21 protein-coding genes are annotated in these 22319 nt (G+C 30.2%); 4 read left to right on the top strand and 17 right to left on the bottom strand.

The annotated features are described in order from the left end of the window. Window positions 1-80: 80 nt before the first annotated feature. The 8 genes from WHD07_RS05460 to WHD07_RS05425 form a co-directional block, all read right to left on the bottom strand. Complete coding sequence (locus tag WHD07_RS05460; protein WP_343330377.1) at window positions 81-1316, bottom strand: DEAD/DEAH box helicase; 1236 nt, start codon at window positions 1314-1316, stop codon at window positions 81-83. Between the two features lie 179 nt (window positions 1317-1495). Further along, complete coding sequence (locus tag WHD07_RS05455; protein WP_343330376.1) at window positions 1496-2137, bottom strand: alpha/beta hydrolase; 642 nt, start codon at window positions 2135-2137, stop codon at window positions 1496-1498. Window positions 2138-2163: 26 nt separating this feature from the next. After that, complete coding sequence (locus WHD07_RS05450) at window positions 2164-2490, bottom strand: DUF4870 domain-containing protein (protein WP_105047911.1); 327 nt, start codon at window positions 2488-2490, stop codon at window positions 2164-2166. A gap of 5 nt (window positions 2491-2495) precedes the next feature. Then, window positions 2496-3749, bottom strand: a complete 1254-nt coding sequence (locus WHD07_RS05445; protein ID WP_343330375.1) for a dihydroorotase — start codon at window positions 3747-3749, stop codon at window positions 2496-2498. After that, on the bottom strand, window positions 3746-5695 hold the full coding sequence (locus WHD07_RS05440; RefSeq protein WP_343330374.1) for a BatA domain-containing protein: 1950 nt from the start codon (window positions 5693-5695) through the stop codon (window positions 3746-3748). Before WHD07_RS05440 ends, WHD07_RS05445 begins: the two co-directional genes overlap by 4 nt. Window positions 5696-5893: 198 nt before the next feature. After that, on the bottom strand, window positions 5894-6658 hold the full coding sequence (locus WHD07_RS05435) for a TIGR02757 family protein (RefSeq protein WP_343330373.1): 765 nt from the start codon (window positions 6656-6658) through the stop codon (window positions 5894-5896). A gap of 5 nt (window positions 6659-6663) precedes the next feature. Further along, on the bottom strand, window positions 6664-7332 hold the full coding sequence (locus WHD07_RS05430; protein WP_343330372.1) for an ABC transporter ATP-binding protein: 669 nt from the start codon (window positions 7330-7332) through the stop codon (window positions 6664-6666). A 178-nt stretch (window positions 7333-7510) separates the two neighbouring features. Next, window positions 7511-9934 (bottom strand): DUF5916 domain-containing protein, encoded by a 2424-nt coding sequence (locus WHD07_RS05425; RefSeq protein ID WP_343330371.1) that lies wholly within the window; start codon window positions 9932-9934, stop codon window positions 7511-7513. A gap of 240 nt (window positions 9935-10174) precedes the next feature. Between WHD07_RS05425 and sucC the strand changes: the two genes are divergently transcribed. Continuing rightward, window positions 10175-11377: an ADP-forming succinate--CoA ligase subunit beta gene (gene sucC / locus WHD07_RS05420; protein WP_105047917.1), complete on the top strand. Its 1203-nt coding sequence runs from the start codon at window positions 10175-10177 to the stop codon at window positions 11375-11377. 114 nt (window positions 11378-11491) lie between these two features. Here sucC and WHD07_RS05415 read toward each other — a convergent pair whose 3' ends face one another. The 6 genes from WHD07_RS05415 to WHD07_RS05390 form a co-directional block, all read right to left on the bottom strand. Continuing rightward, on the bottom strand, window positions 11492-12958 hold the full coding sequence (locus WHD07_RS05415; RefSeq protein ID WP_343330370.1) for a potassium/proton antiporter: 1467 nt from the start codon (window positions 12956-12958) through the stop codon (window positions 11492-11494). 71 nt (window positions 12959-13029) lie between these two features. Next, the gene (arsB, locus tag WHD07_RS05410) at window positions 13030-14076 is read right to left on the bottom strand and encodes an ACR3 family arsenite efflux transporter (RefSeq protein WP_343330369.1); all 1047 of its coding nucleotides are present in this window, start codon (window positions 14074-14076) and stop codon (window positions 13030-13032) included. Between the two features lie 2 nt (window positions 14077-14078). Then, on the bottom strand, window positions 14079-14711 hold the full coding sequence (locus tag WHD07_RS05405; RefSeq protein ID WP_343330368.1) for a protein-tyrosine-phosphatase: 633 nt from the start codon (window positions 14709-14711) through the stop codon (window positions 14079-14081). 161 nt (window positions 14712-14872) lie between these two features. Beyond that, entirely contained in the window at window positions 14873-15340 is a 468-nt protein-coding gene (locus WHD07_RS05400) for a DUF6428 family protein (protein ID WP_343330367.1), read from the bottom strand. Window positions 15341-15391: 51 nt separating this feature from the next. After that, window positions 15392-15724 (bottom strand): metalloregulator ArsR/SmtB family transcription factor, encoded by a 333-nt coding sequence (locus WHD07_RS05395; protein WP_343330366.1) that lies wholly within the window; start codon window positions 15722-15724, stop codon window positions 15392-15394. A 263-nt stretch (window positions 15725-15987) separates the two neighbouring features. After that, window positions 15988-16986 carry a YhdH/YhfP family quinone oxidoreductase gene (locus tag WHD07_RS05390; protein WP_343330365.1) on the bottom strand — a complete coding sequence of 333 codons (999 nt, stop codon included), beginning with the start codon at window positions 16984-16986 and terminating at the stop codon, window positions 15988-15990. Window positions 16987-17127: 141 nt separating this feature from the next. On the opposite strand from WHD07_RS05390, the gene WHD07_RS05385 reads away from it, so the two are divergent. The 3 genes from WHD07_RS05385 (at window position 17128) to WHD07_RS05375 (ending at window position 18968) form a co-directional block, all read left to right on the top strand. Then, complete coding sequence (locus WHD07_RS05385; RefSeq protein ID WP_343330364.1) at window positions 17128-17448, top strand: helix-turn-helix domain-containing protein; 321 nt, start codon at window positions 17128-17130, stop codon at window positions 17446-17448. Window positions 17449-17760: 312 nt separating this feature from the next. Further along, window positions 17761-18072 carry a transposase gene (locus WHD07_RS05380; protein ID WP_343328339.1) on the top strand — a complete coding sequence of 104 codons (312 nt, stop codon included), beginning with the start codon at window positions 17761-17763 and terminating at the stop codon, window positions 18070-18072. Between the two features lie 8 nt (window positions 18073-18080). Next, a complete protein-coding gene (locus WHD07_RS05375) occupies window positions 18081-18968 on the top strand; it encodes an IS3 family transposase (RefSeq protein ID WP_343330977.1) in 888 nt (295 codons plus the stop codon). Window positions 18969-19615: 647 nt separating this feature from the next. Here WHD07_RS05375 and WHD07_RS05370 read toward each other — a convergent pair. The 3 genes from WHD07_RS05370 to WHD07_RS05360 form a co-directional block, all read right to left on the bottom strand. Next, window positions 19616-20164: a hypothetical protein gene (locus WHD07_RS05370; protein ID WP_343330363.1), complete on the bottom strand. Its 549-nt coding sequence runs from the start codon at window positions 20162-20164 to the stop codon at window positions 19616-19618. Window positions 20165-21453: 1289 nt separating this feature from the next. Next, window positions 21454-21861 (bottom strand): hypothetical protein, encoded by a 408-nt coding sequence (locus WHD07_RS05365; RefSeq protein WP_343330362.1) that lies wholly within the window; start codon window positions 21859-21861, stop codon window positions 21454-21456. 61 nt (window positions 21862-21922) lie between these two features. Beyond that, a complete protein-coding gene (locus tag WHD07_RS05360; RefSeq protein WP_343330361.1) occupies window positions 21923-22195 on the bottom strand; it encodes a hypothetical protein in 273 nt (90 codons plus the stop codon). Window positions 22196-22319 lie beyond the last annotated feature (124 nt).

Raw genomic sequence — 22319 nt, 5'->3', positions numbered from 1 at the left:
AGAGTTAAAAACCCAAGTGAAAACTTGGGTTTTTTTAATGATAGATATTTTTAATAGGTTAGTATGGTATTCTTTAAAATTTAATACCAACGTTTTTTATTCTTTTTAGAAGCTTCAGATTTTCTTCCTTTACTGTGTTTGCTAACCGTATTTGGTTGTTTTTTTCTATGTTTTGGTGGAGCAATTGGGTAAGGGTGTTCTGCTATTACCTTAATTGGTTTTTCAATTAAAGTTTCAATTAATTTAATGTATGCATTTTCATCCGGAGAACAAAAAGAGAAAGCTATTCCAGATTTTCCTGCTCTACCTGTTCTTCCAATTCTATGAATGTAGGTTTCTGGTATGTTAGGGATATCAAAATTAATAATAGCATCTACGTTTGTAATATCAATTCCACGTGCGGCAACATCAGTAGCAATTAAAATATTTGCTTTTTTATTTTTAAAATCTTCAATAGCTTTATTTCTAATTGCTTGGGTTTTATCACCATGAATACTGGTAACTTTATATCCGTTTTTAAGTAAAGATTCTTCTAATTTATCAACACCAAATTTTGTACGTCTAAAAATAATTATTTTTCCATTTATAGTATTTCTCAATAAGTGTAAACATAAATCTGTTTTGTTCTTTTTAGGAAGATAATATAATAACTGTCCAATGTTTTTTGCTGTTGTTTCCTCTGGGTTTATTTCTACTTTAACAGGGCTTTTTAGAATCCTTTTTGCTAATTCATCTATTTTTTCTGGAATTGTAGCAGAGAAAAGCATGGTCTGTTTTTTCTTAGGACATAAAGCTTCTATTTTTTTAATATCAGCAATAAACCCCATATCTAACATTAAATCTGCTTCATCTAGTACAAAGATTTCAATAGCGCTTAAGTCTATGTTTCCTTGCATTTGAAGATCAATTAATCTTCCAGGAGTTGCTACTAAAACATCTACACCATTTGCTAATATTTCTTTTTGAGGCTCTAAAGAGACTCCTCCAAAAACTGCAGTAGTTGTTAAATCTGTGTATTTGCCATAGCTTACAAAGTTTTCTAGTATTTGTATGGCTAACTCACGAGTTGGCGTAATAATTAAAGATTTTATTTTCTTGTCTTTTATATCTTTCTCTTCTTTTTCTAACAAAAGTTGAAGAATAGGTAGTGCAAAAGCTGCTGTTTTACCAGTACCTGTTTGTGCAGAAACAATTACATTTTTTTTAGCTAAAACTAATGGAATTGCTTTTTCTTGTACTTTGGTTGGTGTGTGAAAGCGCTCTTCAGCAACTGCTTTTAAAATAGATTTATGTAAAGGTAATTCAGAAAACTGCATTGATATATTTTTAATGCAAAGATAGTTTAATTGTATCTATTGTTTTTGATGAATTTAGTGTTTTAAAATGGAGAATGTTTTCACTAAAATATTTAATGAAAGTTCGGTAAGAAGAGTAAAAATATTTCTTATTATTTTTTTTAAAAGTAATAAGAAATATTTTTAAGATTTAATAAAACTTATAAACGTTCTTCAATCCAAGATTTAAAACCATGAAAATTCTGAGGAGGAACTCCGTGACCAACAGGGAATTCAGTATACTCGCTATTAAGGCCTAAGTTCTCTAAAAAAGGTTTGCTTTTTCTAGCCCATTCTATAGGGATAATCTGGTCTACAGTTCCGTGAGAACTATAATAGTCTGTTTTAATTTCTTTAGAAATAGTAGTTGGTAGTAATTCTGTGTTTATGTACGCGCTTAAAGCGATTACATGTTGTACTTTATTTGGGTAGAAAAAGCTTAAAGAGTAACTAAGAGCTGCTCCCTGACTAAAACCTAGTAAAAATGTTTTATCTGGGTTTGTGTTGTACTTTGCTTTTATTTGGTCAATAAAAAGAGCAATTTTATCAATAGATTCTTTGGCTTGTTCTAAATCAGAAAATTTACCATTCATATCATCAAAATTAATAGCATACCACGCATAACCTCCAGATCCCATGGCATAAGGAGCTTGTGCGCTAATTATTAATAAATTATCTGGTAATTCTTCTGCAAAAGAAAACAAATCTTGTTCGTTGCTTCCGTAGCCATGTAGTAAAACCAATAAAGGTGGGTTTTCAGTAGGTGTTTTTGGTTGTCTTATCAGATAATGTAAATCGCTCATTTTGTATGCTATATTTTTTATTTTGATTATATATTTTTAAACCATTCTTGAAACTGATCTCCAACTACAGGAATACTTTTTTCTTCTCCTTTAACAGCTCCAATAAGTGAAATAACCCATAAAACTAATAAAAGAATACCAACAATAGAACCCGCTGTCATTCCAACAAATTTATAAATAATCCATCCATTTAAAAGTTGAATTAAGTTTAAGCCAATCATTTGTTTGATGTAAAAACTAGCAAAAGAATTCTTTTTACTGTTGTTCATAAAAAAAGCAATGATTAGTCCAATAATCCATAAGTGACTTATGATTGCCATTGTTTTTCCTTCGTTTACTGTTTGATTTTCCATAGTTTTTAATTTAGTATTAATTGATTGTTAGCGTATATTCCGTATGCTTTTCCTTTTAACTTCTTATTTAGAAATGCACTGTTTTTAGATATTGATAAAATATCATCCTTTGTAAATGTATAGTTACTTTCTGGGTTAAATAAAGTAATTTCTGCTTTGTTGTTTTCTTTTATAGAATGATGCTCTAACCCAAAAATAGTTCTAGGTTTTTGTGTGATGTTTTCTATAAAATCTTCTAAACCTAAAACCGAATTGATGGCTCCAAAAGCACTTTCTAAACCAATAGTTCCGTCCTTGGCTTCACTAAATTCTAGTTTTTTATGTTCGATGTCTATTGGGTTGTGGTCAGAAGTAATAATGTCTATAACTCCAGATTTAATTCCTTTTTGTAAGCTTTTTACGTCAGCTTTGGTTCTTAAAGGAGGGTTTACCTTATAGTTACTATCAAAACCATGTAATTCATCGTCAGACAAGGTTAAATGATGTGCAGAAACACTACAGGTAACTTGCAATCCTTTCTTTTTTGCAGCTGCAATTAGTTCTACAGATTTTGTTGTAGAAATTGTTGGAATATGTAGTTTTCCACCTGTATATTCTAATAAAAACAAATCTCTAGCAATTTGTATGTGTTCTGCTAAAGCAGGGCTTCCTTTTAGTCCTAATTTTGTGCTATTAATACCTTCATTAGCAATACCTTCTCCGGCAATAGAATTGTTTTTGGGAAAGCTAAAAACTAATCCGTTAAAATTTTGCGCGTACAAAAGTGCAATTTTCATCAAATTATCATTTGCCACTGGTTGGTTGTAATCGGCAAAGGCAATGGCACCAGATTGTTGCATGTCGTATAATTCAGCCATGTCTATCCCTTCGCTATTTTGAGTTAAAGCAGCAATAGGGTATAGGTTGGTAGCAAATCCAGCTGCCTTGTGTATTAAAAATTCAACAGCTGCCTTGTTGTCTATTACGGGATTAGAGTTGGCATTTACTGCCACTGCTGTAAAGCCGCTTTTTGCAGCAACATTTAATCCGTTTTTAATGTTTTCTCTTTCTTCAAAACCGGGTTCTCCAAAAGAAACACTCGTATCAAACCATCCGCAAGAAACATGTAAATTATCTAGTGTTACCACTTTATAATTGTTGTTTTCTATAGAATCCTCTATTTTTTCAATGATTCCGTTGGTAATTAAAATGTCTTTTTTTTGTTGATGATATGGGCTTGAAGAGTCTATAATCGTTGCCGATTTTAAAAGCGTAGTCATGGTTTATAGAATTTTAAAATCAAAATTTCTAAAAGCAAAGATACAATTGCCAACGATAAAAACCATTTCCAAAGCCAATGAACTTCATTTTTTTTGTTGATTTTTTTAAAAACATCTGCAATTGAATTAGAAATAGTAATGTTTTTGTTTGTTTTTTGTAGCTCACTTACATCCATAAAATTTAGTAAGCTTTCTTCTTTTGGGTAATTAAAGGCTAATTTTTGAATGGTATCGACACCTTTTACGATGCTATAAAAACCAGATTTTAAAGGTTGCTCTTTGGTAGTAATGCGTACTTTATTTTGAAATTTTTGTTGCAATGGAATAAAAGAATTTTTGGTATTAGCAACTTTTAAAACTTTGTCTTTTTCGATAGCTGTTTCAATGTCAATTTTATTTTCTGTAGCAATTCTATAGAATAATTTTGGATGCCTAAAACTCCATTTTCCAAAGTTATAAAACACCGGAACTATGAGTGGAGAATTTATAAAATTGCTGTTTTTTTTGTCCAAAGAACTAGCAATCCAATAGAGGTTATTTTTGTTATTTGTAATTTGAGAAATAAACGGAATATTATTTTCAAAAGAAATTATTGTACTTGTATTTTTTGATGAAATGCTAAAGTAATTTTGAACCGTTGGATTTTGAAAATTGGTTACTTTTTTAGAAAAAACATTCTTAAAAATGGGGTGTTTATAATTGATGTTTGTAATCTTTAAAGTGTCTGTTTTTTTAGAGGTAATTTTTCCTGAATTTAACTTTTGAAGCAAAGAATTATAAGAGTCAATATTCAAATTTTCATTTGGAATAATAACAACACTTCCTCCGTTTTTAGAAAATTCTATGATTTTTTTTGATAAAATTTCAGTAAAATTTTCTACTTCATTTAGTACAATTAATTGCTGTTTTAAAATGGAATTATAGTTGATGTTTTGTACCGTGGTTTGTGTGAGGTTAAATTCGTTTTTAGTATAAATTTTAGAAAGAAAATCAGCCTGTTTTCCTATCGATAAAGCATTGATTTTTTGATCGTTTTTAAAGGTGAAATAAAAGGTGTTGTCAAACGAAAAAGCATCACTAAAAGTAATCACTATTTTTCCGCTAAATTCTTCCTGATTTTGAATTTTAAATTCAATGTTTTTTTGAGAGTCTTTTTCGAAAGAGGAGGTAAGTTTGCTAATTAGTTTTTTGTTGTTGTAAATAGCAATCGGAATATTTTCTTGTGCTTCACCTTGGTTTTTTACAAGAACATTTAAAGTAAAATTTGTTGCATTTGTATTGTTGATAAAAACACTATCAACAGAAATGTTGTTTTTTACAGAAGAAGTTAGTTTTATGGCCGAAAAAGAGGGTGTTACATTTGTAAACTCGTTTTTATAAGTGTTCTGAAAATCAGATATTAATATTGTTTTATTTAAAGCTTTTGTTTTGTTTTTTGTGTTGTTGCCAAATTTCAGTAAAATGGTAGGTAAATCTACTTTTTTTGAAGTTTCTTTTGTTTCTAGCAAGACTTTTTTTAGTGTTGTCTTGGTAATTTTATCATAGAAATTAGAATTTGTCTGTAGCGAATATACGTCTTTTTCTGAAACATTTTCAATAATTTCTTGCGCAGCTATTTGTAGTAAATTTCCTTTTTCTCCTTTAGTATTTGTACTTAAAGAATTGTCTAAATAAATAAAATTATGTTGATTTTGGTTTGCTGTTTTATTGCTAAAATAAGGTTGTGAAAAAGCAAAAATGATAGCAGTAAATAAAAGCATTCTTGTAGCTAAAATTAACCACTTTTTTATGCGAGAACTTTTACGTGTTTGCTGTACTATTTTTTGTAAATAAGCAACGTTACTAAAAGGTGTTTTTACAAATTTTTGTAGTTGAAAAAGATGCACTATAATAGGGATAATTAACAGTGCTAAAAAGTATAATATTTCCGGATTTTTAAATTGCATTTATGGTATTTCTATGTGATTCAAAAATAGTTGATTTTATTATTTTGTTTTTGAGAGGTGAAGATAATCTTTTGAAATTAAAATATCATTTATCAATCTAAATAGAGAATACGAACATCTGCGGAAAGCATAAAAAAAACATTTTTAAAGCGAACTAGTTTGTTGTTATTGTATCTTTTTTTGTGTTCAAAATTGAGGTTAAAATTTTTCAAAAACACCTAAACCAAACAAAGCAAAATCATATTTTACAGGATCGTTTTTGTCTAATTTTCTTAAATTTTTATCCAATTCAGAAAGTGCTTTCCAATCGTTTTGTTTCCTTAAAAGTAGTTTTAATTTTCTTGCAACATTGCCAGAATGCACATCTAAAGGACAAGATAAATTTGCAGATTTATGTGTTTTCCAAAGTCCGAAATCGACTCCTTTATTATCATCTCTAACCATCCAACGTAAGAACATATTTATTCTTTTTGCAGCCGAATTTTTTAGCGGATCAGAAATGTGTTTTTGTGTTCTTTGTTGATGATCAACTTCAAAAAAAACGTCTTTTAAATGATGAATTGCGTTCTTATAATCGGTTTCTTTTTCATTTACTAATAAAACATTTTCTAATCCTTTATGATGGGTGTAAATGTGTTTTAAAGACCTAACAAATTGTTGTAGGTCGATTGCATTAAAAGTTCTGTGTACAAAACCGTCAAGAGATGATAAATCGCTTTCTTGATGATTCATTACAAAATCAAAAGGAGCGTTATCAAAAAGATTCATCATTTTTGTAGCGTTCCTGATAATCATGGTTCTGTTACCCCAAGAAATGGTTGCAGCTAAAAAAGCAGCAATTTCAATATCTTCTTTTTTAGAAAATAAATGTGGTATTTGTATCGGATCAGACTCAATAAACTTTGGGTTGTTGTATAGAATTACTTTTTCATCTAAAAACTCTTTTAGTTCTTTTTGAGTCATAAAAATTAGTTTTTTTCTACTATTTTACCATCAATCATGGTTAGTTTTCTATCTGCCATATTGGCTAATTCTTCGTTATGAGTAATAATTACGAAGGTTTGTCCAAATTCATCACGTAGTTTAAAAAATAGCTCATGTAAATTCTTTGCAGACTCACTATCTAAATTACCACTAGGTTCATCAGCTAAAATAACAGAAGGATTGTTAATTAAGGCTCTTGCAACCGCAACTCTTTGTTGTTCTCCTCCAGAAAGTTCGTTGGGTTTATGGCTTACTCTATGAGATAACCCTAAGAAATTTAAAATTTCGTTTGCTCTTTTTTCTGTTTCTTGTTTCGTTTTTTTAGCAATAAATGCAGGTATACAAACGTTTTCTAAAGCGGTAAACTCTGGTAGTAATTGATGAAATTGAAAAATAAAACCAATATGCTTGTTTCTAAACGAAGAGAGCTCTTTGTCTGCTAAGTTTTTAAGTGAAACATTGTTTAATTTTAGTTCGAAATTTTCGTTCTTTTTAGGTTTGTCTAAAGTACCTAAAATTTGAAGTAAGGTAGTTTTTCCTGCTCCAGATGGACCAACAATAGCAACAATTTCTCCTTTTTTTATGTGTAAATCTACTCCCTTTAAAACTTCTACATCCCCATAATATTTGTGAATGTTTTTACCTATTATCATACTTAAAAACTTTGTAACGAATGTATAAAAAAGAAATCAGAAAAATATACAACTGAATTTTAAATCTAAACCAATTAAATTGTTTCTTCTGTAGAGTTTCAAAACCTTGTAGATCTAGAAAGTGAGCAAAAAACACCTACAAGGTTAGAAAAACCTTGCAGGAGGAGTAGGATAGCATTTAAAAAATATTTTTCAATTTATTATAATCGATAAAATATACAAGTCTTACAGAAAAGGTATGTCTTTGGGATTGATCGAATAGGTTGTCTAAATTCTTACTAAAATTTAAATCTGCATTGGTGTCTTCATTAAAAATAGAATTTCTGTAAAAAGCAATTAATTGACTACCAGGAGCAAACTGCCAAATGTAATTTAAGTCTAAATTCCAACTATTAAAGTTTACGTTGTCTCCCGTATATGTGGTGTTTGGGTTTAAATTTCCTTCAGAATTTAGGTTGTGATATCCTGTGTAATTTACAGCACCCCAATAATGTCTAAAACTTAATGATAATGAAGATTTTGTACTAAAACTATATTTACCAGCAATAGTGTTGGTATAGTTTTTTCGATCTCTCATTCCGAAAATAATGGTTGTGTTTTCTTCATCTACATAACCTTGATCGTTGTTTGTTTTGTTATAACTTAATTTATATTGTAAAGAAAATTGATTGGTAAAACGGTAACGAGGAGCTACACTAAATCCGTAAGCTAGTTTTGGGTTTTCGCTATACCCCGTGTAATAGATATCTGCGTTTAATTCTAATTTTTTTTGTGAGTTGGTAGAGATCCAGCCACTGATGTTTTTTCGTTCAGGTTGTAAAAAATAAATTCCACTTGTAGTACCTTGTCTAGGTTCAAAGAAGTCTTTTTCTTGGGTGCCATAATTTAGATTCCCTCCAAAAGTAAACCGTTTTCTTGTTTGGGCTTCAAACCCAGCACTCGCATTATAACCTGTATAGATACCAGAAAAATGCTGAAAATTAAGGTTATTGTAATAATAAAAATTATACCAATTATAGTTTTTAGTGGGTTGTAAAGTTCTCCAACCAGCACTTCCGTATATTGTTTGTTCATTATTACTAAATAGAATTCCTAAGTCGTTTGGGTTAAAATCTTTGTTTTCAAAATTGTAACCGAGTTCCCAATTCCAATGTCCAGAATTATATCCAAAGCTATTATCAAAAGTATAGCCAGTGTTAGGGTTATTAATATCATCAGTAATATTACTCATTTTTACAGATCCATCTGCATTGTATTTACTATCTTTTGTTTCTATATGCCAATCTAGGGCAGTAACATTGGCGTCTCTAAAGCGTCCATCTCTAGTAACATTTGTATTGATTAATGTTACCGTAGAATTCTGATTAAACTGTTGGTCTAAAACTAAAATATTATAATTTGTAAAAGGAGCTATTACTTCTTTTCTAGTGTCTCCTGTAGTATTGTTTTTTATGGTTGCTTCTGTTTTTTCTGTAATTGCATTAAAGAAACCTATTCCTAATCCATCTTTTGTTCTTCCGGAAACTTTTACAGCATTTAGCATGGTAACTTTGTTAGGATAGTCTGTAATTTCTTCATCAGATGCTAATGTGCTTTCTACATTAAATTGATCTATTGGGTCGCTACCAATTCTTCTAGAATAAAAAAGATTTGCTTTGTTAAAGAGCTCTGTACCTTCTGTAAAAAATTGTCTTTGTTCTGTAAATTGTTGTTCAAAAGGGCCTAAATTTAATTCAACATCATCAAAACCAACTTGACTAAAATCTGGAATTAATGTTGCGTCTAATGTAAAATTTTCTGTTAAACCATATTTAATATCCATCCCAACACTCCAATCAAAGTCCGTTTTTCCTTCAAAAGTATTGGTGGTTGCAGATGCATACGGATAAAAGTTTAATCTAGTTGGTGGTTTTATATCTCTAAAATCTTCAATTAAGCCATCATATTGTGTCCATCTTCCTACAGTGTTATCAACGTGTGTCCAAGTATGTTGTGCATTTAATTTTTCTAACCTTCTATGAAAGTTAAACCCCCAAGATTGTACAGGTCTGTTTGCAAAACGAAGTGCTCTGTACGGAATTTTCATTTCAACATTCCAGCCTTTTTTAGTGATTTTTGCAGCGCTTTCCCATACGGCACTCCAGTTATAATCTTCATCACCGTTAGATACTTTGGCATCAGCTTGATTTCCGGTAACTTGTACCAGAAATTCAAACGGGTTTTGGCCATCATCATTAGGGTTTATAGTAACTAAAAAGAAGTCTGCAATACTAAAATTATCTCTTGTAGAAAACTCCTGAGGGATTCCTTTAGGGTCAGGATCATTCATTTGAGCAGAAATATAAACAGCATCATCATCATAAATTACCTTTACTATAGTTTGATATTCTTTTGAAACAAGTGCACCGTTGTCTGGTTTTAAAATAACAAAATCAGTACAAATCTCAGCATTTACCCATGATTGATCATTTAAAACACCATCTATTTTAGGAGATTTTCTAACCCTTGTAGTTTTAATTTTTTTTCTGATTTTTTTCTGTTGCGAAGAGAGCATCTGTACTGATAGCAGTGCAATTAGGCATAAAGTGATTTTCTTTAACATATTAGTTTTGGTTGATTATATGTATACATAATAGCTATCTGTTTACCTTCTTTTTATAAATGATAAATAGATGTATGCTAAAGGAAAGACTTCGTAAATATAAGAGTGTGACAAAAACGAAATGTTAAAATTTTCTTAAAGAAAAAGAGGTGAGGCTATATAAGATTTTTTTTTAATTAAAAAGATGCACCGTTTTATATATGAATTTGTATTTTTGAAACCGTTAATAAAATTTTACAAATGAACTTACACGAATATCAAGGAAAAGAAATTTTGAGCAGTTTTGGCGTTAGAATTCAACGTGGAATTGTTGCAAGCAACCATAAAGAGGCTGTAGATGCAGCAAAACAATTAACTGCAGAAACTGGTACTGGTTGGCATGTTATTAAAGCACAAGTTCATGCAGGTGGACGTGGAAAAGGAGGAGGAGTTAAGTTAGCAAAAAACTTAGCGGAAGTAGAAAGCATTGCCAATGATATTATTGGAATGATGTTAATTACACCTCAAACTTCTGCAGAAGGTAAAAAAGTAAACCAAGTTTTAGTAGCAGAAGATGTGTATTATCCTGGAGATTCTGAGCCAGAAGAATACTATATGTCTGTTTTATTAAATAGAGCCACTGGTAAAAATATGATTATGTATTCTACCGAAGGTGGTATGGATATCGAAACAGTTGCAGAAGAAACTCCGCATTTAATTTTTACAGAAGAGATTGATCCTTTATTAGGGATCATGCCTTTTCAAGCTCGTAAAATTGCATTTAACTTAGGTTTATCTGGAGCTGCTTTTAAAGAAATGACAAAATTTGTTACTAATTTATACAAAGCATACATTGGTTCAGATTCTTCTATGTTTGAAATTAATCCTGTTTTAAAAACATCTGATTCTAAAATAATGGCTGTTGATGCTAAAGTTTCTTTAGATGAAAATGCATTATACAGACACAGAGATTATGCAGCAATGCGCGATTTACGTGAAGAAAACCCAATTGAAGTAGAAGCTAAAGCTGCTGGTTTAAACTATGTAGATTTAGACGGAAATGTTGGTTGTATGGTAAACGGAGCTGGTTTGGCAATGGGAACTATGGATTTAATTAAAGAATCTGGAGGAGAGCCAGCTAACTTTTTAGATGTTGGTGGTACTGCAGATGCACAAAGAGTTGAAACTGCTTTTGGTATTATTTTAAAAGACCCAAATGTAAAAGCAATTTTAGTAAATATTTTTGGAGGTATTGTACGTTGTGACAGAGTTGCACAAGGTGTTGTAGATGCTTACAAAAGTATGGGAGACAAAATTAATGTGCCAATTATTTGTAGATTACAAGGTACAAATGCTAAAGAAGCAAAAGAGTTAATTGATAATTCTGGAATGGAAATTATTTCTGCTACAGAATTTCAAGAAGCTGCAGATAAAGTGGCCGAAGTTTTAGAAGCTGCTAAATAAGTAGTTTTATAGATATTAAAAACGCCTCATGAAAATGAGGCGTTTTTTTATGCTTTAAAAAGATATTTTTACTCTTTCTTTAGTGTGTTTAACTTTTGTAGGTATGTTTACTAACTATTGTTTTTTATCAAGCACAGCGTAAACTTCAGTTAAGCTTTCTTCATTATCTAACAAAACAACAAGCGTGTCGTTTGGTTTTATAATAGTTGTACCTCCTGGACGCACAAATTTTCCGTTTCTTTTTATCATACTAATAAAAGCAGATTTAGGAAAATGTAAATCAATAATACGCTTATTCACGGCATCGCTATCTTTATGAATATCAATTTCTTTCATTGCCGATTTAGGTAGGTTTAAAATATATCGATCATTTTCTGCAATTGGTTTTGTTTCTTCTGGTAAGGCAACATTTAGCCATTTAGAAAAAATAGACAATGTAGTACCCTGAATTAAAATAGAGGTTACCGATATAAAAAACACAATATTAAAAATGATATTGGCTTTTTCTATTCCCGCTAAAAGCGGATATGTGGCAAATACAATAGGCACAGCACCACGCAAACCAACCCAAGAAATATAAAAACGTCTGCGAAGTTTCATTTTAAAAAACAGCAAGCTGATAAAAACACTTAGCGGTCTTGCAATTAAAATTAAGAACACAGAAATTAAGATTCCAACGCCCATATAAGGGATTATCTGAGAAGGAAATACAAGTAATCCTAAAGTAAGGAATAGTACAATTTGCATAAGCCAAGCAATACCATCAAACATTTTTAAAATAGTTGCTTTATGTATAAGATCTTGATTTCCTAAATAAACGGAACAAATATAAATTGCTAAAAACCCATTTCCACCAACTGCATCTGTAGCAGAAAAAGTAATAAACATAAGGGCAATTACTAAAACAGGGTACAAACCTTCAAAATCTAGTTTAATTCTGTTGATAATAATTTTACTTAATTTACCAAAACCAAAACCTGCAATTCCACCAAATATCATTTGTTGAAAAAACATAGGTATAATAGAAGCAATACTTAAATCTTGATTAATCACTAAAGTTAAAAAAGCCAATGTTAATACATAGGCCATAGGGTCGTTACTACCGCTTTCTAACTCTAGCGTTTGTCTTAAATTGTTTTTTAAAGCCAAATTTTTAGATCGTAAAATAGAAAATACCGCAGCAGCATCTGTAGAGGAAACTATAGAACCTAATAATAAACTTTCATAAATTGTAAAATCGGTAACATACCAAACAAAAGTACCTAAGGTAAGAGCTGTCAATAATACACCTACGGTGGATAAAACTAGGCCTTCTTTTAGGATTGGTTTTATGGCATTAAAATTTGTGTCTAATCCACCAGAAAACAAAATAAAGTTAAGCGAAACAATCCCTATAAATTGTGCGGTTTTTGGATCGTCAAAACGAATACCTCCAATACCTTCCGAACCCGCCATCATTCCGATAGCCAAAAAAAGTATTAAAGTTGGTACTCCAAATTTATAGGAAGTTTTACCAACAATAATACTTATAAAAAGTAATATAGAGCCAACTAATAAAATGTTTTCAATGGTTAAATTCATACTTCTTGCGTCTTAAAAAGAATAAAGACAAATTTAACTTTTATACATTAAAATGCTGACTATTATGAGGTTTATATATTGATTTTTTTGAAATATTTTTTTCGCAACCAAAAAGAAACTCTTACTAATAAAATTAATGCAGGTACTTCTACTAAGGGGCCAATTACTCCTGCAAATGCTTGTCCTGAGTTTAAACCAAAAACGGCAATGGCAACTGCAATGGCCAATTCAAAATTATTACCTGCTGCTGTAAAAGCAACGGCTGCTGTTTTATCATATTCGGCTCCTGTTGCTTTGGTAACGAAAAACCCAATGATAAACATCAACGTAAAATAGATTAATAAAGGAACAGCAATTATTAAAACATCCATAGGTATTTCTACAATTAATTCTCCTTTTAAAGAAAACATCACCACAATTGTAAACAACAATGCAATTAATGTCATTGGCGAAATAGTAGGAATGAATTTGTTTGTGTACCAATCTTCTCCTTTTAGTTTTACTAAAATAAGTCGACTTAAAATACCTAATACAAACGGAATTCCTAAATAAATAGCCACACTTTCTGCAATGGTATCTACAGAAATATCTACAATGGCACCTTCAAACCCAAAATAAGGTGGAAGTACGGTTATAAATAACCACGCATAAAAACTGTATGCAAATACCTGAAAAATACTGTTTAAAGCTACTAATCCAGCACCATATTCGGCACTACCTTCGGCAAGATCATTCCAAACTAAAACCATGGCAATACAACGTGCCAATCCAATTAAAATAAGTCCCACCATGTATTCTGGATACTCACGTAAAAATGTAATTGCCAAAATAAACATTAAAACAGGGCCAACAATCCAATTTAAAAGAAGCGAAATAGATAATATTTTTGTGTTCTTAAGAACCTTAGGTAATAGAGCGTAATTTACTTTCGCCAAAGGCGGATACATCATTAATATTAACCCAATAGCAATAGGAATATTTGTGGTTCCGCTACTAAATGAATTGATAACGTCTGGAAAAGTTGGAACAAAATAGCCTAAACTAACACCAAATGCCATAGCGACAAAAATCCATAAAGTGAGGTAACTGTCTAAAAAACTTAATTTTTTTAAAGCCATTTTTATAAATTTACTTGAGAGAAAACATAAAATAATTCTGTTGCAATTTGCAGACTTCTTTCTTGGTATTTTTCAGCTTGTAGAGGTGTATTGTCAAATGCCTTTGGATCCTCAAAAGTAATCGGAATGCGTTTTTCTGCGCCAGCAATAAACGGACAACCACCATCTGCTTGCGAGCAAGTCATAATAGCTGCAAATTCAGATTTTGGATTAAAATCATCATCTAATTTTTTAGAAAACCCAATAATAGGATGCGCATTGTTGGCGTATTTAATACTATAAATAGGATTGCTCGTTTCGGCAATTGTTTTAATTTGAAATCCAGTACTTTTTAAAGTCTCAGCAACCATAGGAAAAAGCGCTGTAGCTTCTGTTCCGCCAGAATAACAAAACACATTCTTAATATTAAAATAATTAGCTATTGTTTGTGCCCAAACTTGAGATAAATGGCTTCTTCTAGAATTGTGCGTACAAATAAAGTTGATGTTTATTTCTTGTTGATTCCTAACTTTATCTTGAATAAAATCTGCTAACGGTTGTAAAACAGCTTTTCGTTCTTCTGATATCGTTGCAGGGTTTAAGTCTTTAATTGCATTTTCTATTTCAGAAAATAGCGTTGTTTGTGTTGTGATCATTATTTTAAGTTAATTTTTTTTATTTTTGGTAAGCTTGTTAAGTTTTTTTTAAAATAATTGTAGTGTCTTTTTATGCTGCGTAAATCTGTGAAATCTGCAAATAATATTGAATAGATTAATATTATTTGCAGCTGATTGCGCAGATGTTCGCAGGTTTTATGTTAACAACATCCGCCTCCAGGTGTACAAGTGTTTCCTGTAGCTAATTCTGAAAATTGTAATTTTGGTTTTTCTTCCGGAATTCCGCAATTGTCTTTGGCTAAACAATCTGTTTGCTTAGAAGTTAGTAAGAAGTTTGTTCCATCAAAATCAAGTCCAAATTTACCAATTGTATCTGCTTGGTATTCTACTTCAATCTCTAAATCTTCAATATTTAAAACCTTTTCAGAAAGTTCTATAATGTTTAATAATTTTTCTGGATGCAATCTATGGTCGTAATCATCTGCATTCCAAAGTTGAAAGTTTACCACTTCTTCATTTCTTACGGTTCCGCCACAATCAATAAAATGTTTGGTGATTTTACCAACCTCTGTAACATGAAAATGACTTGCTACTAATTCTCCGTTTGGTAATTGAAAACCGATGGTTTCTAATTTATTTAATGCTACTTTAACTTCTGATAATTTCATAATGAATGTTTTTATTAATTGTAATTATACGATGAATGCTGATAAATTTTTTTAACAGCAATCTGTTTTTTGAGATAAATCTTGATTCAAAAATTCTGACATAATCGTTTTCATTGCGGTCCAGTTTTCTTTATGAATACAGTAACAAACACTTGTACCTTCCACACTTCCTTTTATCAACCCTAAATGTTTTAATTCTTTTAAATGTTGAGAAATAGTGGGTTGTGCCAATCCTATTTCGTTTACTAAATCACCACACACACAAGAATCAATCTTAAACAAATGTTGTAAAATAGTTACTCTTGCTGGGTGACCAAAAACTTTAGCAAACAAGGCTATTTCATTTTGTTGATCGGTAAACATTTCGGTTTTTGCTAATCCCATATATTTGCTTTATTTATTAATTGCAATATTACGATTAATATTTTATTTGCTGAAAAATATTTTGAAATATTTTTTTGAGAGGATGTATTTAATTTATAAAGAGGTATGAGTTAGCTTTTTAGATAAAAAAATAGGTTCTAAATTAATTATATTTTATTTGACGTTTAAAAAGACCTTTAAATTAAAATGCCTCTAATATAGAGGCATTTTAGTTTATTAAAAAATTAGCAATTTTTTTTAGGAATTGGGGGAATCGATGTAATTTATTGTGTTAATGAAACCAAGGTTCTACCTTTTAATTTTCCTTGTAACATTAAATCTATTTTTTCGCTTATTTTATCTAAAGGTATTTCAGCTGAAGCTTCGGTTAATTGGTCATTTTTCCAATCTGTGGCTAATTTATTCCATACTTTTTCTCTGTAGATCATTGGGTAATTTTGAGAATCGATACCAATCAAAGTAACTCCTCTTAAAATAAAAGGGAATACGGTTAACTCAAGTTTTGGAGAAGCTACATTTCCGCAACAAGTTACAACGCCCATCGGATGTGTCGCTTTTATAATGTTTTCTAGAATTACGCCACCTACAGTGTCAATTCCTCCTGCAAAAAGAGGTTTTAAAAGCGGTTTTTTTACCATTTCTTCAAAATCTTTTCGTAGGATAATTTCATCTGCTCCAAGTTTTTGTAAAAAATCAATTTCAGTTTCTTTCGCTGTAATTGCAGCTATTTTATAGCCTAATTTTTTTAAGATGGCAATACTTGTAGAGCCAACGCCACCTGTAGCGCCAGAAACTACGATAGTGCCGTCTTCTGGTTTTACCATTTCACTTAATCTTAAAACCGACATACCAGCGGTTAACCCAGCTGTACCAATGGTCATGGCTTCTTTCATAGAAAGGTTGTTTGGTAACTTTACAACCCAATCTTCGGGTACTTTAACATATTCTGCAAAACCTCCGTCTGTATTCATTCCTAAATCGTAACTTGTTACAATAACATCGTCAGAAGTTTTAAATTTTTCAGACTCAGAAGAAACAATGGTTCCTGCAGCATCAATGCCTGGTGTGTGTGGGTAATTTCTAGTAACGCCTTTATTTCCAATACTAGACAATGCGTCTTTATAGTTTAGGGAACTATAGTGTACTTTTATTAATATTTCGCCTTTTTTTAATGCTGTAAAAGGTGTTTTTTTAACAGAAGAAATATAGCTTCCATCTTTTTCTTCTACTCTAAAAGCATTGTAATTCGATTGATTATCCATATTGTTGTTTTATCTGTTTTTCCTTATTTTTACATCAAAGTTCAATTAAAATATTTTGATACACAAGAGCTTACAAATTGTATCCTAACGAACATTTTGTGCTGTTTTGTCTGTTTATAATACTTGTAAGCCTAAAAAAAAATGAAAAAAAGTTATTGTCCTATAGATACTTTTATAAATACTATTAAAGGAAAAAGAAAAGGTACCATTATTCTGCATCTTTATCAGGGTAAAAAAAGATACAGTGAGTTGGTTAAGTTAATGCCGGATATAAGTGAGCGTATGATGTCTAAGCAGCTAAAAGAGTTAGAAAACGATGGTTTAATTATTAGAACGGTTTTTCCGGAAGTACCACCAAGAGTAGAGTATAGTTTAACGCAATTAGGAATAGATATTCGGCCTGTTTTAAAAGGAATGTATAAAGGTGGTTTGTTGTTTGAACAAAGTATTGAAGGGGTTTAAAGTGAGTTGATGTAGTATTGCATTTAATATTAATAATTTTTTCTTTTGCTTTTTAGTGTTTATTTAATTTCATTTTTCAAGTTAGTCCAACATTCTTTTGAAACAATTTTTATTTCACTTAATGCTCCGTCCAAATTATCCTTACTGTCAATTTCATTACATTTTTGTATTAATATACTTATTGGTACTTTGTTAATTAATTTTTTTGAAAGACTTTGATTTATTTGTTTTAAATTTATGAAACAAGTTGTAGTTTAGCCCCTTAATAGTTCGGAGTGATATTTTAAATTTCAAAACTAATATATTTGAGATATGAAATACAAGAAATGGACATTAGAACAGAAGTTAGAAATTCTATCAGTTTCAGAAGAAATAGGTATTGTAGAAGCCTGCCGAAAATACAGTGTAAGCACTGGAACATTTTACAGTTGGCGAAAGAAGTTTGAGCACAAAGGAGAAGCAGGTTTGAAGGTAACTTATGATACCAAGAGTAAAGAACTTAAAGAGGCAGAAGAAGAGAATCGAGTTTTAAGAAAATTATTAAGTGATAGAGAAATTGAGCTTGAAGTACAACGAGAACTTTTAAAAAAAAAGTTTGGAACGTCCGATCCAAGAAAGATTTAGTCAATGCAATTTATAAAAAATATAAGTGTAGCAAAACAAAAATCCTAAAAATGGTAGGTATTGTAGAGAGTAGTTACTACAGAGAACCTAGTGGTGGTAAAAAAGGAAATAAGCCAACTAAAGAAACTTTTCATAAGACCAAAGGCTTTGTATTACAAAACGATGTAGTTGCAGCTATAAAAGAAATTTTACAGCATGAGTTTATAGATTGTGGTTATCGATTAATGACCAGCTATTTAAAAAGAGAGGGGTACACTATAAATCATAAAAAACTATATAGAATTATGAAAGAAGAAGGCTTACTCAAACTAGATAATAGGATAGATAGAAGTGGTTCAGGACGCAAGTTTGTAAAGTTCAGAAAAGTTCACACTTCTAAGCCCTTAGAATGCCTGGAAATGGATATAAAAATGGTTTGGATACCAAGTGTAGGAAAGAATGCTTATTTACTCTCGGTCATAGACGTTCATACTCGTAGAATACTAAAAGACTATTTTTCTTTTACCATTAAACAGCATCACGTTATTACATTACTATCTGAGTTGTTTCAAGATTATGATTACCCCAATAATGTAGTTATTAGAAGTGATAATGGAAGCCAATTTATAGCTAAAAGAGTACGTGAATACTTAGGTTTAATCGGAGTACAACAAGAATTTACACACATTGCAACACCTGAGGAAAATGCACATATAGAAGCGTATCACGGAATATTAAAAAAAGAAGTTTTTAAAAGGTTCGACTATCAATATTTTGGTGAAATAGAGCAAATATTAAAACGATACGTGAAATTTTATAACAATAGAAGACTTCACGGATTGTTGGGACGTATAACCCCAATGGAAAAATGGAATACAGATAAACATCTAATTATGATGAAAAATTTAACAGCTTAATTAATAATCGAAATTTAAAAGATTACTCTTGTTTTATAGGGGTCAAAACAGGGACGTATAACCCCAATGGAAAAATGGAATACAGATAAACATCTAATTATGATGAAAAATTTAACAGCTTAATTAATAATCGAAATTTAAAAGATTACTCTTGTTTTATAGGGGTCAAAACACTCCGTTATAATTGGCAAAATCGGAAATGTTTCTCGATTTAGCTAGAATTTATCATTTTAGGATTTCGTTCTGCTGATTTCTCCGTTATTTTGCTAAAATGAAACCGTTTCGTTGCTTAATTCCGTTCTGATTGGTGATTTTATCCGTTTCAACTTTTCACTCCGCAATTGTGCTAAAAATCGTACCGATTCAATTTGTTAATCTTTTTGCGTTTCTATTTTCAAAATCCGACAACTTGATAGTTGAACAATTTTTATTTTTAATAAAATGCCTCTTGTGGATTTCCGACTGGAAATCCGCCATTAAATACAACGAGTTTGTGTAAGGAAAGTTGCGTTAAAAACGCTTAAACTTTCCGATTTATAAATATAGTAAATAAGGAAAAACAGAACAAATGATAATTACAGAAATAAGCAATTTTTTTTACACGGTGTTGGCAATAGTTTTATTCATAACAGTATATTCAGCCTTTTTTATTTATTTGAGGTTTTATTATTTTCAAGATTGTTGGGAGTATGCAAAGAATCAATATGAACTTGGTTTAAAACTAAAGTATTCAATTTTTCTTTTTCCTCTTCCTTTTGCAATATGGATTCCTCAGCCAATTTTCCTTTTGGTTTTTTACATACATACTCATATATTTTGATACAGCTATATATTCCACCAATAACAGATATTACAAGAAATAAATAGAAAGACCAAGATTTTGTTTTTGAAATGTTAAAATCATATTTCAACTTATTCCTTCTTAACCAATATTCAGTCATTCCTCCGTTATTTAAGAATGATTTAATTTCAGTTTTTTTAGGGGTTAAGCAATTTAACTTTTCATTGTATTTTATTAAATCTCTGTTATGTAATTCAAAACACATTGAAACATAAGTTTCTTTTACTATATTAAATTCATTACAAAACTTAAAACAAAAACCATTAGAAATATTGATATTTGAATCTATTGTCAAGAAATTTTCCAACATTAAATCTATTAACTCAGATTCTTTTTTCGTAAATTTATTTTTCATTCCTTTATTTAGGTGTGATTGGAAATTATTGCCAACGTTGTTGTGTTATGAAAAGTTGCGATTAAAATGAACGGCTATTTTCCGAAGGAAAATAGGAGTTTATAGAAATGCGACTAATTTTTATTAAGCTAAAATTAAGCAATTTTTTTTACACGGTGTTGCCTAAAGTTGTTTTTTGTTTTTCCTATTTTGGTTATTATTTTCGAGATTTAGCGTTCGAGTGACAATTCCGCAAAGATTTTCAATTCCGCAAAGATTTTCAATTCCGCAATATTGGTAATTCAACAATTGAGTGTTTTTTCATGTTTTGACTTACGAGATCTTTCCTAATTTTCAAATTTTGCGTTTGAGTGATAATTCCGCAAAGATTTTCACTCCGCAATAATTGGAAATTCAACATTTGAGTGGTTTCTTTTATTCTTGAAAAACGAGATTTCTCCGCCTTTTAAAATTTTGAGTTTGAGTAAAAATTCCACAAACTTTGTTTTAAGAATCTATATATTTTCAACTTTTTTAATTTTTATAAAAACTAAATTTTTGACTCGCGAGAGAGTGTCTAACATTTTAAAATTCAAGAGTTTTGTTGTTTTTTTTTCCAACGGTTTGAGTGGTTCTGGACAATTTTTGGCAACGTATTTTTGTATGGAAAGTTGCGATTTTTGTGAACGAGGAATTTCCAACGGAAATTCAGAAGTTTACAAAAATGCAACAGCCTTTGTTTAAGCTAAAAGTAGCAATTTTTTATACAAGTTGTTGGCAAATGCGTGATTTTTTTATTTCGTTCAACTTTTTCATAATTTTCTTTTTTTTCAAAATTCAAACTCTGAGTGAGAATTCCGTAAACTTTATAAATTCAGAGTTTGAGTAAGAATTCCACCATTTTGTTTTTCCGTATTTTGCTAAATTCCGCAAACTTGCTAAATTCAAGGCTTGAGTGAAAATTCCACAATTTTGGATTTTCAGGGTTTGAGTAAATTCCATTTTATTAAATTTTTCAAACTCTCCAATTTTTACAAAATTTCACGAGCGAGAGACTGTTCCATAAATTTTAAATTTCTACATTTTCCGAAATTGGGTTTCGAAAAGAGAGGAAAAGCAAGAAGTAAATTTATAAAACAGACTTTATTTCGGCGCCTTTCCCGAGTTTTTGCCAACGTTGTTTTGTATGGAAAGTTGCGTTTTAAATGAACGGCATTTTTCCGCAGGAAAAATAGAGTTTATTAAAAAAGCAACAAACTTTGATTAAGCCAAATTTAGCAATTTTTTATACAAGGTGTTGGCTGTAGTATTTATTCAAAAGCATTATGAATTTGATGTCTTTGTTGAAACCCCATTTTTGACTCAATTTCATTAAAATATCGATTTTTTTCAAGAATTCCAGATATAAATGTAGAAGTTGATGAATTGTAGGAAGCTAATAATTCAATTTTTTCAACAATAATTTCAATAGCATTTTCTAATGTATATTTTTTAACACGGAAAAACCCATTACTTATTAATATCATATTTTTTCGCAATAGCCATTCAGGATTATTATCTATTTTATCTACTATTCCTATTCTAATTGAATATGCTAACATAGCTAATTCTGAAAAACCTTCATCACAAGTTCTTGAGTCGTAAATATCTTTTTCAAGTGAATCAAGTATGTCAAAAATTTTACTAAAATTGTCATTCAATTTAGTGTACTCTTTCATATTTTTTAATTTAATTATAGATTTTAATACCAAATCTATTCATTGTGTTTTCTTATGTTTATTAACTAAACCTTTTAATCGTTATTTCAGCAGCTTGTTCAATTAATTCAGAAATTTGTTTTTTGTCAACTTTATAAGTTTCTATGATTCTATTTCCTGCTTCAGTTCCAATATATTGATTTTTTAATGTTTTGGTATATTCTGATACCATTAAGTTTAAAGGTAAATTTTTTGTTGATTCATTATTTTTCGCTTGATTAATTATTCCGTCAAAATTTTTTGTAAATTCAAGTCTTAGTTTTCCTCTTCTTCTTACGTGTTCTATTGGATTCATTTTTTTGATATATATTATTATTATTATTACCTCAAATTTTCGTCTTGGATATTACAGCCAACGTTGTTGTATAAGCTTTGTTGCGTTGGTTTAGCAGTGAATTTACTAAATAAAATACGAACGG

Origin of the sequence: Polaribacter staleyi (genome assembly GCF_038024045.1) — a bacterium.
In the GTDB taxonomy this organism is placed as follows: Bacteria; Bacteroidota; Bacteroidia; order Flavobacteriales; family Flavobacteriaceae; genus Polaribacter; species Polaribacter butkevichii.
Note: the sequence above shows the minus strand (reverse complement) of the source record. Positions and strands in the feature narration are given on the sequence as shown.

What these genes read in the sequence shown, in the direction of transcription:
- WHD07_RS05460 (WP_343330377.1), bottom strand. Translation starts at nt 1,316, where the DNA reads ATGCAGTTTTCTGAATTACCTTTACATAAATCTATTTTAAAAGCAGTT.
- WHD07_RS05455 (WP_343330376.1), bottom strand. Translation starts at nt 2,137, where the DNA reads ATGAGCGATTTACATTATCTGATAAGACAACCAAAAACACCTACTGAA.
- WHD07_RS05450 (WP_105047911.1), bottom strand. Translation starts at nt 2,490, where the DNA reads ATGGAAAATCAAACAGTAAACGAAGGAAAAACAATGGCAATCATAAGT.
- WHD07_RS05445 (WP_343330375.1), bottom strand. Translation starts at nt 3,749, where the DNA reads ATGACTACGCTTTTAAAATCGGCAACGATTATAGACTCTTCAAGCCCA.
- WHD07_RS05440 (WP_343330374.1), bottom strand. Translation starts at nt 5,695, where the DNA reads ATGCAATTTAAAAATCCGGAAATATTATACTTTTTAGCACTGTTAATT.
- WHD07_RS05435 (WP_343330373.1), bottom strand. Translation starts at nt 6,658, where the DNA reads ATGACTCAAAAAGAACTAAAAGAGTTTTTAGATGAAAAAGTAATTCTA.
- WHD07_RS05430 (WP_343330372.1), bottom strand. Translation starts at nt 7,332, where the DNA reads ATGATAATAGGTAAAAACATTCACAAATATTATGGGGATGTAGAAGTT.
- WHD07_RS05425 (WP_343330371.1), bottom strand. Translation starts at nt 9,934, where the DNA reads ATGTTAAAGAAAATCACTTTATGCCTAATTGCACTGCTATCAGTACAG.
- sucC (WP_105047917.1), top strand. Translation starts at nt 10,175, where the DNA reads ATGAACTTACACGAATATCAAGGAAAAGAAATTTTGAGCAGTTTTGGC.
- WHD07_RS05415 (WP_343330370.1), bottom strand. Translation starts at nt 12,958, where the DNA reads ATGAATTTAACCATTGAAAACATTTTATTAGTTGGCTCTATATTACTT.
- arsB (WP_343330369.1), bottom strand. Translation starts at nt 14,076, where the DNA reads ATGGCTTTAAAAAAATTAAGTTTTTTAGACAGTTACCTCACTTTATGG.
- WHD07_RS05405 (WP_343330368.1), bottom strand. Translation starts at nt 14,711, where the DNA reads ATGATCACAACACAAACAACGCTATTTTCTGAAATAGAAAATGCAATT.
- WHD07_RS05400 (WP_343330367.1), bottom strand. Translation starts at nt 15,340, where the DNA reads ATGAAATTATCAGAAGTTAAAGTAGCATTAAATAAATTAGAAACCATC.
- WHD07_RS05395 (WP_343330366.1), bottom strand. Translation starts at nt 15,724, where the DNA reads ATGGGATTAGCAAAAACCGAAATGTTTACCGATCAACAAAATGAAATA.
- WHD07_RS05390 (WP_343330365.1), bottom strand. Translation starts at nt 16,986, where the DNA reads ATGGATAATCAATCGAATTACAATGCTTTTAGAGTAGAAGAAAAAGAT.
- WHD07_RS05385 (WP_343330364.1), top strand. Translation starts at nt 17,128, where the DNA reads ATGAAAAAAAGTTATTGTCCTATAGATACTTTTATAAATACTATTAAA.
- WHD07_RS05380 (WP_343328339.1), top strand. Translation starts at nt 17,761, where the DNA reads ATGAAATACAAGAAATGGACATTAGAACAGAAGTTAGAAATTCTATCA.
- WHD07_RS05370 (WP_343330363.1), bottom strand. Translation starts at nt 20,164, where the DNA reads ATGAAAAATAAATTTACGAAAAAAGAATCTGAGTTAATAGATTTAATG.
- WHD07_RS05365 (WP_343330362.1), bottom strand. Translation starts at nt 21,861, where the DNA reads ATGAAAGAGTACACTAAATTGAATGACAATTTTAGTAAAATTTTTGAC.
- WHD07_RS05360 (WP_343330361.1), bottom strand. Translation starts at nt 22,195, where the DNA reads ATGAATCCAATAGAACACGTAAGAAGAAGAGGAAAACTAAGACTTGAA.